The organism is Planococcus massiliensis, from assembly GCF_000821325.1.
Classification (GTDB): domain Bacteria; phylum Bacillota; class Bacilli; order Bacillales_A; family Planococcaceae; genus Planococcus; species Planococcus ruber.
Genome location: NZ_CCXS01000001.1, coordinates 2,678,835 through 2,694,145 on the forward strand (window position 1 = coordinate 2,678,835; position 15,311 = coordinate 2,694,145).

General features: G+C 47.4%; 15 protein-coding genes and 1 riboswitch. Of the genes, 10 read left to right on the forward strand and 5 right to left on the reverse strand.

The window, feature by feature from the left end; translation table 11 throughout:
• Positions 1–13: 13 nt before the first annotated feature.
• On the reverse strand, positions 14–1,144 hold the full coding sequence (locus tag BN1080_RS13375; protein WP_052652729.1) for a glycerate kinase: 1,131 nt from the start codon (positions 1,142–1,144) through the stop codon (positions 14–16).
• 132 nt (positions 1,145–1,276) lie between these two features.
• On the opposite strand from BN1080_RS13375, the gene BN1080_RS13380 reads away from it, so the two are divergent.
• From BN1080_RS13380 to BN1080_RS13390, 3 genes are all read left to right on the forward strand, one after another.
• A complete protein-coding gene (locus tag BN1080_RS13380; protein ID WP_052652731.1) occupies positions 1,277–2,356 on the forward strand; it encodes a CdaR family transcriptional regulator in 1,080 nt (359 codons plus the stop codon).
• Positions 2,357–2,549: 193 nt separating this feature from the next.
• Positions 2,550–2,879 (forward strand): PadR family transcriptional regulator, encoded by a 330-nt coding sequence (locus BN1080_RS13385; protein ID WP_052652733.1) that lies wholly within the window; start codon positions 2,550–2,552, stop codon positions 2,877–2,879.
• Positions 2,866–3,372 carry a DUF2812 domain-containing protein gene (locus BN1080_RS13390; protein WP_052652735.1) on the forward strand — a complete coding sequence of 169 codons (507 nt, stop codon included), beginning with the start codon at positions 2,866–2,868 and terminating at the stop codon, positions 3,370–3,372. The genes BN1080_RS13385 and BN1080_RS13390 overlap by 14 nt, the downstream gene beginning before the upstream one ends.
• A gap of 85 nt (positions 3,373–3,457) precedes the next feature.
• Here the strand turns inward: BN1080_RS13390 and nadX are convergent, their stop codons facing one another.
• Complete coding sequence (gene nadX, locus BN1080_RS13395) at positions 3,458–4,237, reverse strand: aspartate dehydrogenase (RefSeq protein WP_052652737.1); 780 nt, start codon at positions 4,235–4,237, stop codon at positions 3,458–3,460.
• Positions 4,238–4,442: 205 nt separating this feature from the next.
• Between nadX and aldA the strand changes: the two genes are divergently transcribed.
• The 4 genes from aldA (at position 4,443) to BN1080_RS13415 (ending at position 10,025) form a co-directional block, all read left to right on the forward strand.
• Positions 4,443–5,894 (forward strand): aldehyde dehydrogenase, encoded by a 1,452-nt coding sequence (gene aldA, locus BN1080_RS13400; protein ID WP_052652739.1) that lies wholly within the window; start codon positions 4,443–4,445, stop codon positions 5,892–5,894.
• A 186-nt stretch (positions 5,895–6,080) separates the two neighbouring features.
• The gene (locus tag BN1080_RS13405) at positions 6,081–7,310 is read left to right on the forward strand and encodes a dicarboxylate/amino acid:cation symporter (protein ID WP_052652741.1); all 1,230 of its coding nucleotides are present in this window, start codon (positions 6,081–6,083) and stop codon (positions 7,308–7,310) included.
• Positions 7,311–7,447: 137 nt separating this feature from the next.
• Positions 7,448–9,175 carry an adenine deaminase gene (gene ade / locus BN1080_RS13410; protein WP_052652743.1) on the forward strand — a complete coding sequence of 576 codons (1,728 nt, stop codon included), beginning with the start codon at positions 7,448–7,450 and terminating at the stop codon, positions 9,173–9,175.
• A gap of 133 nt (positions 9,176–9,308) precedes the next feature.
• Complete coding sequence (locus BN1080_RS13415) at positions 9,309–10,025, forward strand: 3-ketoacyl-ACP reductase (protein WP_052652745.1); 717 nt, start codon at positions 9,309–9,311, stop codon at positions 10,023–10,025.
• A 59-nt stretch (positions 10,026–10,084) separates the two neighbouring features.
• Here BN1080_RS13415 and BN1080_RS13420 read toward each other — a convergent pair whose 3' ends face one another.
• Entirely contained in the window at positions 10,085–10,510 is a 426-nt protein-coding gene (locus BN1080_RS13420; protein WP_052652747.1) for an OsmC family protein, read from the reverse strand.
• 322 nt (positions 10,511–10,832) lie between these two features.
• Here BN1080_RS13420 and BN1080_RS17260 point away from each other — a divergent pair, with 322 nt between their 5' ends.
• Positions 10,833–10,979 carry an SGNH/GDSL hydrolase family protein gene (locus tag BN1080_RS17260; RefSeq protein ID WP_199876627.1) on the forward strand — a complete coding sequence of 49 codons (147 nt, stop codon included), beginning with the start codon at positions 10,833–10,835 and terminating at the stop codon, positions 10,977–10,979.
• Between the two features lie 102 nt (positions 10,980–11,081).
• Here BN1080_RS17260 and BN1080_RS13425 read toward each other — a convergent pair whose 3' ends face one another.
• Positions 11,082–12,158: an alpha/beta fold hydrolase gene (locus BN1080_RS13425; RefSeq protein WP_324607161.1), complete on the reverse strand. Its 1,077-nt coding sequence runs from the start codon at positions 12,156–12,158 to the stop codon at positions 11,082–11,084.
• 257 nt (positions 12,159–12,415) lie between these two features.
• Here BN1080_RS13425 and BN1080_RS13430 point away from each other — a divergent pair, with 257 nt between their 5' ends.
• The gene (locus tag BN1080_RS13430) at positions 12,416–13,291 is read left to right on the forward strand and encodes a YitT family protein (RefSeq protein WP_052652749.1); all 876 of its coding nucleotides are present in this window, start codon (positions 12,416–12,418) and stop codon (positions 13,289–13,291) included.
• 51 nt (positions 13,292–13,342) lie between these two features.
• Here the strand turns inward: BN1080_RS13430 and BN1080_RS13435 are convergent, their stop codons facing one another.
• Complete coding sequence (locus tag BN1080_RS13435) at positions 13,343–13,750, reverse strand: Ltp family lipoprotein (protein WP_052652751.1); 408 nt, start codon at positions 13,748–13,750, stop codon at positions 13,343–13,345.
• 201 nt (positions 13,751–13,951) lie between these two features.
• A riboswitch (SAM riboswitch) is annotated at positions 13,952–14,052 on the forward strand.
• A gap of 116 nt (positions 14,053–14,168) precedes the next feature.
• Between BN1080_RS13435 and BN1080_RS13440 the strand changes: the two genes are divergently transcribed.
• Entirely contained in the window at positions 14,169–15,296 is a 1,128-nt protein-coding gene (locus BN1080_RS13440) for a 5-methyltetrahydropteroyltriglutamate--homocysteine S-methyltransferase (protein ID WP_052652753.1), read from the forward strand.
• The last annotated feature ends 15 nt before the right edge of the window (positions 15,297–15,311 follow it).

Below are 15,311 nucleotides of genomic sequence, written 5' to 3' on the forward strand. Positions count from 1 at the left end.
TTGAACACCCCTTTTAGTTTTTTAAATACGCTGCCATAACTTTTTTTGTCTTTAATTTCAATTGGCGGTAGGGTTCAGCGATGGACTGTTCAGCCGTCACCCCTTCCCCAACGACCGAATGGATTTCTGTAAAATAAGGGCCGAGCAATGGCAGGCTTTCTCTATCCACCATGCCGGAAATCAAAATGACGGGCTTCCCAGCTTTTTGTGCCGCTTCTGCGATGCCGAGCGGCGTCTTTCCGGACAGCGTTTGGCTATCGGTTTTCCCTTCTCCCGTTACAATGAAGTCGACGGTGCCTACATGCTGGTGAAACAAAATAGCATCAAGTACGACATCGATGCCCCGCTGCATCTGGCCGGAGAAAAACGCTTGCATGGCACCGCCAGCTCCACCAGCAGCTCCCGCTCCTTTTCGGTCGTGCAGGGCAATGCCTATCTGCCTTTCGACAACGTCTGCAAAGTTCCGCAGATTGGCATCGAGTTTTCCGACCGCTTCTGGAGGTGCACCTTTTTGCGGACCAAATACAGCGGAGGCGCCGTTTGCGCCGACCAGCGGATTTTCCACATCACTCGCAATGACGAAACGGCTCTCTTTTATTCGCCGGTCAAACCCGGAATCATCAATCCACGCGAGCTTGCTTAACGAGCCGCCGCCGCGCGGAAGCGATTCCCCATTTTCTCCCAAAAGTTTCATGCCGAGTGCTTCAAGCATTCCTGCACCTGCGTCATTGGTGGCGCTTCCACCGAGCCCGATGATAAAATTCCGGAACCCGGCATCAAGTGCATGGCGGATCAATTCCCCTGTTCCGTATGACGATGCTCTATAAGGATCCCGTTCTTCGTATTCGAGGCGCATGAGTCCCGATGCTTCCGCGATTTCAACCACGCAAGTGCTTTCATCGCCCAACACGCCATAAGATGCCGCCACTTTTCGGCCAAGCGGATCTTCAACGGAATGGCTGACCAAACGGCCCTCAGTCGCTTCGACCATCGTCGCCATGGTGCCTTCCCCGCCGTCCGCTGCCGGCAGCAAAACGATTTCTGCATGCTGTTCCACTTCTTCTATGGCTTCTTTTATCGCTTGTGCTGCTTCCATCGCAGACAAACTGCCTTTAAATGAATCCGGTGCCACTAAAACCTTCACTGCGCCAGCCTCCTTACCGTATAAATAAAGCGCTTACATGAATTATAGTGAAAAGGCAAACGGGATACATTATACTTGATGTATAAGTTTATTTACAAAATAATAAGAATTTCTATACATTGAGGAGAAATCATGATCACAAAACAGTTAGCGGAGGAAATCGTTGCACAGACCACGATCCGGTTAAACCGGAATTTAAATGTCATGGATACGAAAGGAATGATTTTGGCTTCGGGGGAAGCGGAGCGGATTGAAAAGATCCATGAGGGCGCTGCCCGGGTGGCCAAAACCGGTGAAACCGTAGCGATTTCAGAAGCCAACCTTTCGGATTGGCAAGGCGTCAAACCAGGCATCAATATGCCGATCCACTTTCAAGGAAACCTCGTCGGCGTCATCGGCATCACCGGAAACCCGGAAGAACTGAAAGAAATTTCGACACTCGTGCAGCTGACGACTGAAATGATGGTCCACCAATCACTCATCACCTCTCATATTGAATGGAACCGGAAACGCAACGAATTGATTTTCGAAGAATTGACGAGCGGCAAGCCTTTATCCGCTGCTGTCCATGAACGCATCTTCCAAATCGGCCTCGAAGGGAAAATGTCGTTCATGACGCTGTTGATTGAACTGAAAAAGCCGCCCTCTTCTTCGCAGCGGATCATTGAACAGCTGGAAGCGCATTTCGACAGCCATACAGTAATCGCTGGCCATTCGCAGCTGAACGAAATCTTCCTGCTCGTTGCAGGTGCCGGAACCCTGAACCTGGAAGAAGAACTTTACAGCCTGCTTCATTTTCTGCAGAAAACCGCTCCCGGACGGATCGGCGTCGGCATCCCGGTCGACAGCATTTTCGATATCCGCACTTCTTATTTGGCCGCACGAAACGCTTTGAAATTCGGCAAGCCTGGCCAGCAGCTGATCTATTTTGAAGATGTGGAACTGATGGCCCTCCTGAAGCGAAATCCGCAAGACAAACTAGAGAAATTCGCGGACCGGATCCTGAACGGGCTCAGCGACACATTGTGCCAAACCTTGACCGAATTCCTGGCGTGCAACAAAAACCATGCGGACACTTCTGCGCGCTTGAAGATCCACCGCCATACGCTGACGTACCGCTTGAAGAAAATTCGTGAGCTGACCGGACTGGATCCCACCGAATTCAAAGACGCGGTTGTCATTTACCTTGCGCTTGCATTGCGAAATTCCTAAAAAAACCCGGCAGATGGAATCATCTACCGGGCCTTTTTAAGTTTGAGGTGAAAAAATGCATTAAGAATTTCTTTACTGTGCTGCTCCCTAGGCTTTTGGCTGCTTTCTAATACCTTGACACCCGATATATCAGCAGTTATACTTCGAGTAACGATATATCGAGTATCAAGGTATTAACGAAAGAGGTGATGGCATGCAAGCTTTATCGGAATCCACATATCTGGTCCTACTAGCGTTAACGAAAAAACCGTTGCACGGCTACGGCATCATCAAGAAAATCGAGAAGTACAGCGACGGGGAACTTGTGTTGGCGCCTGGAACTCTATATGGCGTCTTGACCAATCTGCAAAAACAGAAACTGATCGAACTCGTCGCAGCGGAAAAAGAAAGCCGGCAAAAGAAAATATACAGGCTGACAACTGAAGGACAGGCGGTAGTGGAACTCGAGTACCTGCGTTTCAAAAAGATGCTGACCATTAGCGATGAAATCTTGAAGGGAGCTGAAGACGATGAAGAAATTTAATTTTACGCTCGCATATGATATTGAAAAAGAAGCAAAATGGCTGACGGATATGTCCGCCAAAGGGTTCCACTTCTATAAATACCGTTGGGGATTTTATTATTTCGAAGAAAATCCATCAAAATCGTATATTTACCAAACTGATTTTCAGGAAGCGAGCGACGAGTATTTCGAGCTTTATCAAGAAGCCGGCTGGGAGCATATTCAAACTGAAATTGGACAGTATCATTATTTCAGAGCCGACAAAAACAGCATCGGCGATCAGCGAATCTATTCGGAACCCGCGTCGATTAAAGGCATGTACAAACGGATGCTGGTTTTTTACGCCGTCATTTTCCTCTGTTTGGTCGTCAGCCAAATCGGCATCCTGCTGACATGGAACGGCAATCTGCTGTCAACATCCGTGGCCATCTTTGCAGGCGCTGTCATTCTTCTATACATTTATCTTTTTATCAAGCTGCTACGGCAAATGCGCAGATATGAAAAACTGATTTAACTTTCCGGTTTTCTTCCGTCAATAAAATCCTCAAATCGCCAACCTTTTGTTTAAGGCTGAAAATTTGAGGGTTTATTTCCGATGATTAGTTGCCGATCCGCAGCGCACTTCCCCGATTCTGCAGTACGGACAAGATGCTCAAGGCCGCAAGCAGGCTTGTTTTCGGATTGCTCGGCATCGGATTGTTTTGGACCTGCAGCTCCATCCGGCCGAACACCCCTTCCGCTTCAATCGTATGCGTGTTCTGCTCGATGTCCGGGTCGACGATGATGCGTACCTTCGTTTTTTCGGCGCCGATTCCGGCAATCGCAAGCACCAGCGCAACATTGATATTCTTTGGAAATTTCTCGACGGCTTCAAATGCAGAGCCTTCGAAAATCACTTTCTCTTCCTCCGCCTCCACCCCAAGTGATGCCGGCGATTTCCGCGTCGTAATCTGAACATGGTCTAAGGCATCCGCCGCTTTCGCCGATTGCAGCACATCGAGCCCGCCAATCGCACCGGACGGCAAATAAATATGGGTGCCTTTCGCTTCCGCCAACCTTTTCAGCTCTTCCAGAAAAGCGATGTCTTTAAAGACGCCGATGCTGCTGACAACGAGGTCTTTTTGATGTTCGACGACATGCTTCACATAAATGCCCGCCGCTTCAACCGTCGCTGCTTCGACCACAATATCGAGCGGCAAATCCAAGAAACCCTGCAAATCCGTATAGAAATCGGCTTCAAAGCGCTCGCTCAATTGCTGGCCCATTTCTTGGTTGCGCCCAAAAATGGCGATGACTTGTCCCTCGGCCCGTTGCAGTTTATTGATCTGTTCTAAGAGATATGAAGCAATATTGCCCGTTCCGATAATTCCAATGTTCATAGTTAGCCTCCTTTTGGAAAGTAAACAATTCCGCTTTTAATTGCCCCTATTATACATAAGTTCCATATCCCATTGCGTTTAACCTTTTCCAGTATAAAAATTTCTTGTACAACGAATTTATCCTATTTTTAGTGTATTGTCCTCAGTTTAGTAAATTGGTTTAAGGGAAAAATACACTAAACTCAAAATATTAGGAGGAATTGATTTGCAAAACCATCAATTGTATGTGAACGGCAAATACGTAGAATCCACAGGCACTGAATGGATTGATATCCTCAATCCTTCCACTGAAGAAGTCATCTCCAGAATCCCAAAAGGCACGGCAGAAGATGTAGATAAAGCCGTAGAAGCGGCTTTTCAGGCACAGCAGGCCTGGGAATTGACGCCGAACATCGAACGCGGGAAAATCGTCCGGAAACTAGGCGACGAAATCGCGAAAAGACGCGATACGTTTATCGACTTATTGCAGGAAGAACAAGGAAAAGATTATGAATTGGCGAGCGGCGAAGTGGATTTAGCTATTGATTATTTCCATTATATGTCCGAATGGGCAAGAAGAATTGAAGGCGAAATCGTGCCAAGCGACCGCCCGAATGAAAATATCCTCATTTACAAAAAGCCGATCGGCGTTGTAGCGGGAATCATTCCATGGAATTTCCCAGTCTTCATTTTAGCGCGTAAAGTTGCGACAGCTTTAGTGACAGGCTGTACGATTGTTATCAAACCGAGCCAGCAGACGCCAAATACCACAATGGAATTCACCAAGATCGTGGATGCAATGGAAGAAATTCCGGCCGGTGTTTACAACGTGGTGATGGGTACCGGTTCTGAAATCGGCAACGCACTTGCCTCCCACAAAAAAGTGCAATTGATCACCATGACGGGCAGTGTCCAGGCCGGGACGAAAGTGATGGAAGCGGCAGCGCAGAACATCACGAAAGTAAACTTGGAACTGGGCGGCAAAGCACCAGCAATCGTGACACAGAATGCCGATTTGGACCTTGCAGCTGAAGCGATCACCACTTCGCGTCTTGCAAATGGCGGCCAGGCCTGCACAAATGCAGAACGTGTTTATGTCCATGAAAGCGTAGCGGAAGCATTGACCGAGAAATTGATCAAAGCATTTGAAGCGAAAAAACTCGGAAATCCGAGACAGGACAAAGACGTCGAAGTAGGTCCGCTAATTAGCGAAGACCGTCTTGAAACGGTTGAAGAAATGGTTCAAGAAGCCGTAGCTGCAGGTGCTGTAGTCGCGACTGGCGGAGAGCGACCTGATTTTGACAACGGCTTTTTCTATAAGCCAACCATTCTGACAAACGTCGAACATAATTCCGCCATCATCCAGGAAGAGATTTTCGGCCCTGTCCTTCCAATCACGACATTTAAAACATTGGATGAAGCGATCCAAAAAGCGAATGACACCCTCTACGGTTTATCGTCTTCCGTTTACACAGATGATTTGAACGAAGCGATGCGTGTCGTCAACGAAATGAAATTTGGTGAAACTTACGTGAACCGGGAGAATTTCGAAGCCATCCAAGGCTATCATGCCGGCATGCGCCAATCCGGACTTGGCGGGGCCGACGGTAAACACGGCATGGAAGATTTCTTGGCCACTCAAGTCGTCTATATGCAATACAAAAATGATAAACAGTAAGGAATTGAAAAAGGTGCAAAGCGATCGTTGCTTTGCATCTTTTCTTTTGCTACCTTCTGATAATCCTGTAATTTGAGCATTCATTTTGACAAGATTCCTTTTGTGCTATAACTTAAGGTATAATTCCTAGTAAATCTATCAGTATTAACTAGATAATTAATTACCCCTTCAGGAGGACCTTAGTTTATGAAAGTCATTTGGAAAAAATATTTAGATGCCTCGTTAATTTTAAAAATTACCGTTGCCCTTATTCTCGGCATCGTGGTTGGCGTCGTTTTCGGTGAAGACGCTGTGGCACTTGCGCCGTTCGGCGATTTGCTGTTGAACTTGCTGACCTTCTTAATCATTCCGCTCATCTTATTTACGCTGATTGTCGGCGTGAATCAGACCCAAATCGGCGACCTCGGGCGCATGGGCGGGAAAGTATTCCTCTACTACACGTTCAGTTCTGCATTTGCCATCATAGTCGGGTTAGCAGTAGCGAGCATTTTCCAGCCCGGAACCGGCATGCAGCTGGATGGGAGCGAAACGTTTGATGTTCCCGATAATCCAGGCATCCTGAGTGTTTTATTGAGCATTGTGCCGTCTAATATTTTCACAGCATTCAGTGAACTCAATCTGCTTGGCATCATTTTCACTGCTTTCGCGTTCGGCATCGCCATTTCTTATATGCGCAGTTCCTCAGAACTCGGAGAACTCGGCGGGCACCTTTATAAATCAATCGAAGCATTGAATGAAGCAACGCTGCTGATTTTGAAAATCGTCCTTCAATACGTGCCGATCGGAGTCTTTGCCATCATGGCAAAAACAGTCGGAAGCCAAGGCTTGGATACGCTTTTCTCTTTAGGGGAAATGATTCTTGTCCTGTACGCGGCACTCGCAGTCCAAATCGGCATCTACACCCTACTATTAATCCTGTTCAAAGTTAAACCGGGCCGCTTCTTTAAACAAGCGCGTACCCCAATGCTTACGGCTTTTGTCACACAAAGCAGTTCAGGGACGCTGCCGCTGACATTGACAGCTGCGAAAAATCTGGGCATCTCGAAAAGTCTCTATGGCTTCAGCATTCCGCTCGGTGCGACGATCAATATGGACGGCGCCGCGATCCGAATCGCTGTGTCGGCTGTGTTTGCCGCTAATCTAATCGGCGATCCACTGAGCCTTACGGATATGTTGTTGGTCGTGCTTGTCGGAACGCTTGCTTCCATCGGAACGGCGGGGATTCCAGGAGCGGGCATCGTCATGATTGCAACCGTCTTCGTTCAGCTCGGTTTGCCAATGGAAGCGGTAGCGCTGCTCACAGCCATCGATGCACTTGTCGGAATGGGCTGTACGGCAATAAACGTGACCGGCGATTTAGTGGGCACAGCGGTCATCGACCAAAACGAAAAGAAACGAGCGACTGTGAAAGCATAAACCGAAATAATGGAGAAAGCGGCTGCCCACAGAGGCAGACGCTTTTTTCTCATTAAAAGGCTAGCCAGCCCTTTATTTTCATGTAAAATGAAGCATAGTTTATTTTACTCGAAACCACTCAAAGGAGCCTGAGCACTGTGAATAAAGCCCAATTGAAAAAAAGAATCGACGCCGCCAACAAGCAACAAAAAGCGGACCTCGTCATTCGAAACGCGTCCATCGTCAACGTCTTTACCAAAAGCTTAACGACTGGAGATGTAGCTATTAAAGACGGCATGATTGTCGGCATCGGCCAGTACGAAGGAGCCGTTGAAATCGATGCTGCCGGAAAGTTCATCGCTCCCGGCTTAATCGATGCCCACGTCCATATCGAATCGTCGATGGTGACGCCTCGCCAGTTTTCGCAAGTAGTCTTGCCCCGAGGCGTCACGACAGTGATTACAGATCCCCATGAAATCGCCAATGTCAGCGGGATAGCAGGAATTGAATTCATGCTTAAAGACGCAGAATCCACGTTGCTCGACATCAAAGTGATGCTGCCTTCGTGTGTCCCTTCCACTCCTTTTGAAAACGCTGGAGCGAAGCTATCTGCAGAAGACTTGGCCCCTTTTCTTCAGCGCGGCCAAGTTCTCGGCTTAGCGGAAGTGATGGATTTCCCGGCTGTGTTGCGCGGAGACGACGCCGTGCTGGATAAGCTATTGCTTAGTCCGCAGATCGACGGCCACGCAGCGGGCCTTTCTGAAAACGATATTAATGTATACGGGACGGCGGGCATCTTAACTGACCACGAATGCGTCTCCAAAGAAGAAATGGTTTCGCGCCTTGAGCGCGGGATGTACGTCATGCTGCGGGAAGGATCGGTCGCCAAAAACCTTCATGCACTTCTTGAAGGCGTCACAGAACAAAATGCGCATCGCTGCTTGTTCTGCACAGACGATAAGCATCTGGATGATTTAGTGGAAGAAGGCAGCGTCGATTACAATGTCCGTGCGGCGATCCAGCAAGGAATCCAGCCGATCACCGCTATTTCAATGGGAAGTTTCAACGCGGCGCAATGCTTTGGATTAACTCGAAAAGGCGCCATTGCCCCAGGCTATGAAGCTGATTTCCTCCTGCTCGACAGCTTGGAGGATTTCACGATTGCGGAAGTTTACAAAGGCGGCGTGCTGGCCGCAAAAGATGGCCAGTACACCGGTCCAATGGAAGACATGAGCGACGCTTCTTCCGTCCAAGACACCGTTCAAATGGCGGAGTTGTCGATTCAAGACTTGCAGATTCCTTTAGGCGAAAACAAGCAAGCCCACATCATTGGCATTAATCCGAATAATCTCATCACGGAGCATTTAATTGAAACCGCATCTGAATCAAACGGTTTCTTCAATTCAGATGCCAAAGCGGATTTATTGAAGATGGCAGTGATTGAACGCCACCGGGCTACCGGCAGTATCGGGCTTGGCATCGTCAAAGGGCTCGGCATCCAAAACGGAGCGATTGCGACAACCGTTGCGCATGATTCGCACAATATCATTGCCGTCGGGACGAATGATGCAGACATCCTATGTGCTGCGGATGCGCTCCACCATTTGCAAGGCGGACTCGTTGTCGTTCAAAACAGCAGAATTTTGGCCAGCCTGTCGCTGCCGATTGCCGGGCTCATGTCGAAAGAACCGTTCCCTGCCGTTTACCGCCAGCTCAAAATCCTGGATGAAAGTTTGCGGCAAATCGGTGCGCCCACTCACTTCAATGCATTTCTTACCTTATCGTTCTTGTCATTGCCGGTCATCCCTCACTTGAAATTGACCGACCGCGGCTTGTTCGATGTCGCAACTTTCCAGCATATCGAAGTCGCTGCAGAAGCCGAATAAACCCGATCTGATCGCAGCAGGAACTTTTCCTGCAGTATTTCTTATTTCCTGAGCACTTCAGTTAGTTTTTTTGCCGCGCTTTGCTACACTAATGAATGGAACTTATTTCTTTATAAATAGAGGAGCGAGATAGATGCAAAACTTAACAGGAAAAACAGCTTTGATTACGGGAGCCGGCCGAGGAATCGGACGCGCAGCAGCTATGGCTTTTGCCGCAGAAGGCATTAATGTAGGGCTAGTCGGACGTACGGCAGCCAACTTGGAAAAAACAGCCGCGGAACTTGAGCAATACGGGGTGAAAACCGTATATGCTGTGGCAGACGTGGCCGATCAGGAAGCGGTCAATGCAGCCGTCGAACACATCACAGCGGAACTGGGCCCGATCGACATTTTGATCAACAATGCCGGAATCGGCAAATTCGGTAAATTCCTTGAGCTGTCGGCTGAAGAATTCAAAAACACGATCGATACGAACTTGATGGGTGTCTATTACGCAACCCGCGCAGTATTGCCGCAAATGATCGAACGCCAATCAGGCGATATCATCAACGTTGCATCAACAGCCGGACAAAAAGGTGCTCCCGTCACAAGCGCATACAGCGCATCAAAATTCGGCGTGATGGGATTAACGGAATCGTTGATGCTGGAAGTCAGAAAGCACAACATCCGCGTAACGGCTTTGACGCCAAGCACCGTGGCTACGGATCTTGCGATTGAAAGCAACCTGACAGACGGCAATCCGGAGAAAGTCTTGCAGCCGGAAGATTTGGCTGAAATGATGGTGGCGCAATTGAAACTCCACCCGCGCGTTCTCTTGAAATCAGCTGGCCTTTGGTCAACAAACCCGTAATAAACGGTATACAAAAACACCTCCGATTTTTATCGGAGGTGTTTTTTGAATTGCCTTCCTTAATCCAATGTTTTTACAGGTTCATCATTGATCGCATAATGATAGCTGGTCGCGGCATTAAGTGAATGAATGACGGTGCAATACGTTTCGCTTGAAAGTTTGATTGCCCGAATGACTTTGTCTTCCGGAAGATCGCCTTTTAAATAATACGTGATGGCAATTTCAGTGAAACGCTTTGGATGTTCTTCAGCACGAGTGCCTTCGATATCCATATAAAATTCATCCACTTTTAAGCGCATTTTATTGAGCACTAAGACAATGTCCATTCCGGTACAAACCGCCGCCGCATGCAATAATACTTCAGGCGGCCGAGGCCCGCTATTCGCGCCCCCACTTTCTTCCCCCGCATCGAGCAGCACCCGGTGGCCCGATTCCGTCAAGCCATCAAAAGCCATTCCACCGTTCCAGTTCAATCTTGCTTTCATTCCCCATCACCCTTTCCAGTTTTCTTCCCTATACCCTTTTATTGAAATGTTTCATCCGGTAAGTTGCACAATAAAAAATATTATTAATTTGCTACTTTAATAAAAAATTATTTTCTAACTACAGACATTCTACATACAGGGGATTACACTTTGAGTAAACATCGTCAAAGAAATTCGCTCGTTGACGAAAACGAAAGTTATGCTGTACAACTTATACAATCTGTTCCACTTAAACAGCCCATTTCATAATGTCGCTGATCTGTACTTGCCGGAACTTAACGCCATGTAATAAGACGTCGCTAACTCGCATAAGAATGTGAAATTGGCCGATTCCTACCAGGCATTTGGCGATAACCAAGCGAAGTATTTGATCAAAGGAGACATTCACCCGACCAAAGCCGGCCATGAAAAGCTTGCGAAAATCGGCTTAAAAGCATTAAGCCATAAACACGTACACCAACACCGTTAACGAAATGAAAAAGCGGCCTTCATGTTGAAGGCCGCTTTTTTCCGTATATTTTTCTTTTATCGTTCCCCTCGATGAGTTGGTCGAAATGCGTTTATAGTCTGATCAATCATGGACACCTTGTTTAACCGGCACCGCAAGCAGCTCTTTCAAGTGGCGGTCGATTTGCCCGTGGTACGCTTCCCCTTCGCCGCCAAACAATCCAAAATGACCGGCAATGCTCGTAATCACCCGGAGCTCGCTGTTCGGAATCATTCTCTGTTCCCGCTCGCAATCGCTTGGCGGGAAAAACATATCGGTATCGATCGGCATGGCATACGTGACAGCTTTTATGCGCCCAAGCGCCGCTTCAAGGTTCCCGTCCGCTAACCGGCTAACGTCGCCTCTCTGCCATTTCCATGCCATGGCAAGCAATGCATTCGGGTCCATCGCTTGGAAAAACGGCTCCAAAAATCCGCCAACCAATTCATCCACTGAGGCTACGCCAAACAAATCCCATTTTTCCTGATTGAAAAACTCCGGACAAAAGCCCATAACGGCCCAGATATCCGCATGGCGCTTCAAGCCGTCCGCCACTTCTGTATGGGACGTGTAATTGCCGCCGTTCCAGCCCGGATCCGAAGTGATGGCATCCATCAATGTCTGCGTGAAAAGAAAATCATGGACCGTATTTTTAGCAGTGCCGGCAATCGGCGCCGCCCGTTTTACCATATCCGGGAAACGGACGGCCCATTCGTACGTTTGCTGCGCCCCCATCGAACCGCCGACCACTAAAGCCAACTCTTCAATTCCGAATCTTTCCGTGATCAATTGATGCTGCGCCCGCACATCGTCCCCAATCCGCACTTTCGGGAAACCGCTCATGCTGATCGCGTCCGGGCTATTATGCGGTGAGCTCGACAAGCCATTTCCGATTTGGTTGGCCACCACGATAAAATATTCCGTCGGATCAAGCGCTCTGCCTTCCCCGATATAAGATTCGTAATCTTTGCTCGTTCCTGAAAACCAAGTCGGTATCAGAATGGCATTCGTTTTCGCTTCATTCAATTGCCCATGCGTCGCATACGCCAATTGGCAATTAGGAATCAGGCCACCTTCTTCCAACTCAAAATCCCCCAGCTCATAAATCTCAAATGGCCCGTGATTTTCTTGTGAATAAAACAGATTCTCAATCATCAACATTCCGCCCTTCCCCTGGATTTCCCTCAATTTAGGAAGCAAGGTGTTCAGGTATGGAGAAAGTCTAACTACTTCCCAGGTCAATTATACATGCCTAACGCCTTAAATAAAACAGAATTTTCTGTTTATAAAAAGAAAGATTGCGATTTTTCATGTCCTGCTATTTCCCCATTTTCTCTGTTAAAATAAGATAAAAAAGTTTATATTTAATAGTTAGAGTAAAAGATATTCAAGAAATTGCTGGAAAGAAGGAATAGTATATGAGTGCAATACCCCAAAAACGTAAAATGAGCATCGGAAGAATCATCAAAAAAGCATTGCCGATCATCATCGGTGCCTTTATCACAGCCTATGGACTTGAAGCTGTATTAATTCCAAACAATGTCTCAGACGGCGGCGTCACAGGCCTCAGCATCGTCGGCTCGCAATTATTCGGTTTGCCGCTTGGCTTGCTGATCGCTGTCCTCAACATTCCGTTCGTCTATCTCGGCTATAAACAGATCGGGAAAAGCTTTGCCATCTACTCCATTACCGGCATTGCTTCCTTAGCTTATGCGACAACCGTCATGCACCACATTCCAACCATCATCGAAGGCGATACGCTGCTCGTCACAGTTATCGGAGGAATCATCATCGGTTTCGGAATGGGCCTTGCTTTGCGGAATGGCGGCGCTTTAGACGGAATCGATATGCTCGCTGTATTGCTTGCTCGCAAACTGCCGTTCGGTACGAGTGACATGATTTTATTCTTAAATTTATTTGTCTTTATCGTCGTTTCGTTCGTTTTCGGACTGCAAGGGGCTTTCCTTTCCGGAATCGCCTATTTTATCGCTTCCAAAGTCATCCACTTGGTTGAAGAAGGCTTCAGCGGCTCGAAAACGTATAAAATCATTTCACAAGAACCCGATCTTCTTGTGCAGACGATTTACGACCGCCTTGGCCGAAATGCCACTTACAGCTTGGTAAAAGGTGCTTATACAAACGATCAGTATAAAGAAATTACTTGCATTATCAACCGTTTAGAAGACAGCAAAATGAAAGAAATCATCTACGAAATCGACAAAAATGCATTCGTAGCGGTTTATGACGTCGCTGAAGTCAGAGGCGGAAACTTTAAAAAACGGGATATCCATTAATCCTCTCCTCATAAAAGACGCTAAACTCCCTAAAAACCGGGAGCTCAGCGTCTATTTTTTATCCTCTATGGAATCTACTGCATATGCGGCATCTTCCTCGCCATGGCCTTCAACCACTAATTGGTCAATCAACCCACTCTCTGAAAAAGGCGAGTATTTCAAGAAATTCTTTGCGCGAGCGACTGCCTGCTGCTGCGAAGGTGTCTCCATTTTTTTCATTTGCGCTTTCAATCTATTGATTTTTTCATTAGACTCGCTGTTCGCCGCTTCCAACATTTCCACTTCTGCTGCCAAATCTTTAGTCGCCACTTCGAGCTTTTCCTGCTTTTTTTGATTTTCGATTGTAGAACTATGGGCTGGGGATTGTAAGAACCCGATGCCTCCGCCGACTGCAAACGCAATGGCGACAGCCAATAGATACTTCCATTTTGTTTTAAAGAATGCCGTTTGTTTCTCCATCTTCGATTCCCTCTTTTTCTTCTTTCTCTCCACTTATTGTAGTATAACCGGGTGGTTACAGGCAGCATTTTTAGACGCCTCACGCTCTGCTGATGTTCGCTTCATCCATTTAGAAAAATAAATTTTCCAAATATCCTTGCATTTCCTTCCGAACTGGCCTATAGTTATAAACATCAAATCACAACAAACTGAATAATCGATTTCTTATCAAGAGAGACGGAGGGATTTGGCCCTACGATGTCTCAGCAACCGCCCACGGGCAAGGTGCTAATTCCAATAGGCGAGAGCCTAGAAGATGAGAAGAACAGATTTCCTGGCGGGAGCTTTCTTCTTTATTGAAGAGGGCTCTTTTTCATTTGCATGAGAGCCCTGTAAAACAAGCTTGACCCAAACTAAAAACAGAAAGCAGGAATTCCACATGACAAACCCAATTACCGAAACACCGAAAACTTTAGTTAATGCTCCGTTCAAAGCAGATCACGTCGGCAGCCTCCTCCGTCCGGACAGCATCCACCAAGCACGAAAAGAATTTAAAGAAGGCATTATCACAGCGGAACAGCTGCGGGAAGTGGAAACGACTGAAATCAAACGCATCGTCGACAAACAAATTGAAGTCGGTTTAAAGGCTGTGACTGATGGCGAATTCCGCCGAACATTCTGGCACACTGATTTCATGGCCCATATCAACGGTTTTGAAGGCTATACGCCGGAAACGGGCTACCGATTCAAAAATGTTGAAACGGAAGCATATGATGTGCGGAATATCGGCAAAATTTCCTTTAACGACAATCACCCTTTTATCAAAGACTTTACCGAGTTCAAAGAAATTGTCGGCGGCCGTGCAATCCCGAAACTGACAATTCCAAGTCCGAACCAATTCTTCAATGAAGGCATCCGTGACAAAAATCTCTATCCGGATCTTGAAGACTACGCGACAGACGTGATCCAAGCTTACCGCGATGCTTTTAAAACGTTCTATGATTTAGGCGCCCGTTATATTCAAATTGACGATGTCTATATTGCCGGCTTATCGTCTCCGGATATCCCGTTCAACGACGGCCAGTATAGCCGCGAATACTTGATCGATCTTGCACTTCGCGTCGCAAACGGCGTCCTTGAAGGCAAACCGGAAGACCTTACCGTAACGACCCATCTGTGCCGAGGCAACTACCAGTCCGACTGGGCATTTGAAGGAAGCTACGCGCTGATCGCCCCGACCCTATTCGCCAAAGAACAAGTGGACGGCTTCTTTCTGGAATACGATGACGACCGCTCCGGCAGTTTCCAACCGCTTGAACACATTCCCGCTGGCGGGCCAAAAGTGGTGCTTGGTGTCTTTACTTCGAAAAACGGCGAACTCGAAGACAAAGAAATCATTAAAGCACGTGTAGCAGAAGCGGCCAAATATGTCCCGCTTGAGCAGCTATGCATCAGTCCGCAATGTGGATTTGCCTCAACCCACCACGGCAATATCCTCACTGAACAGCAGCAATGGGACAAGCTTCGCTATATCGTCGAAATATCTGAAGAGATTTTCGGAAAATAAATAAAAGAGGCAAGC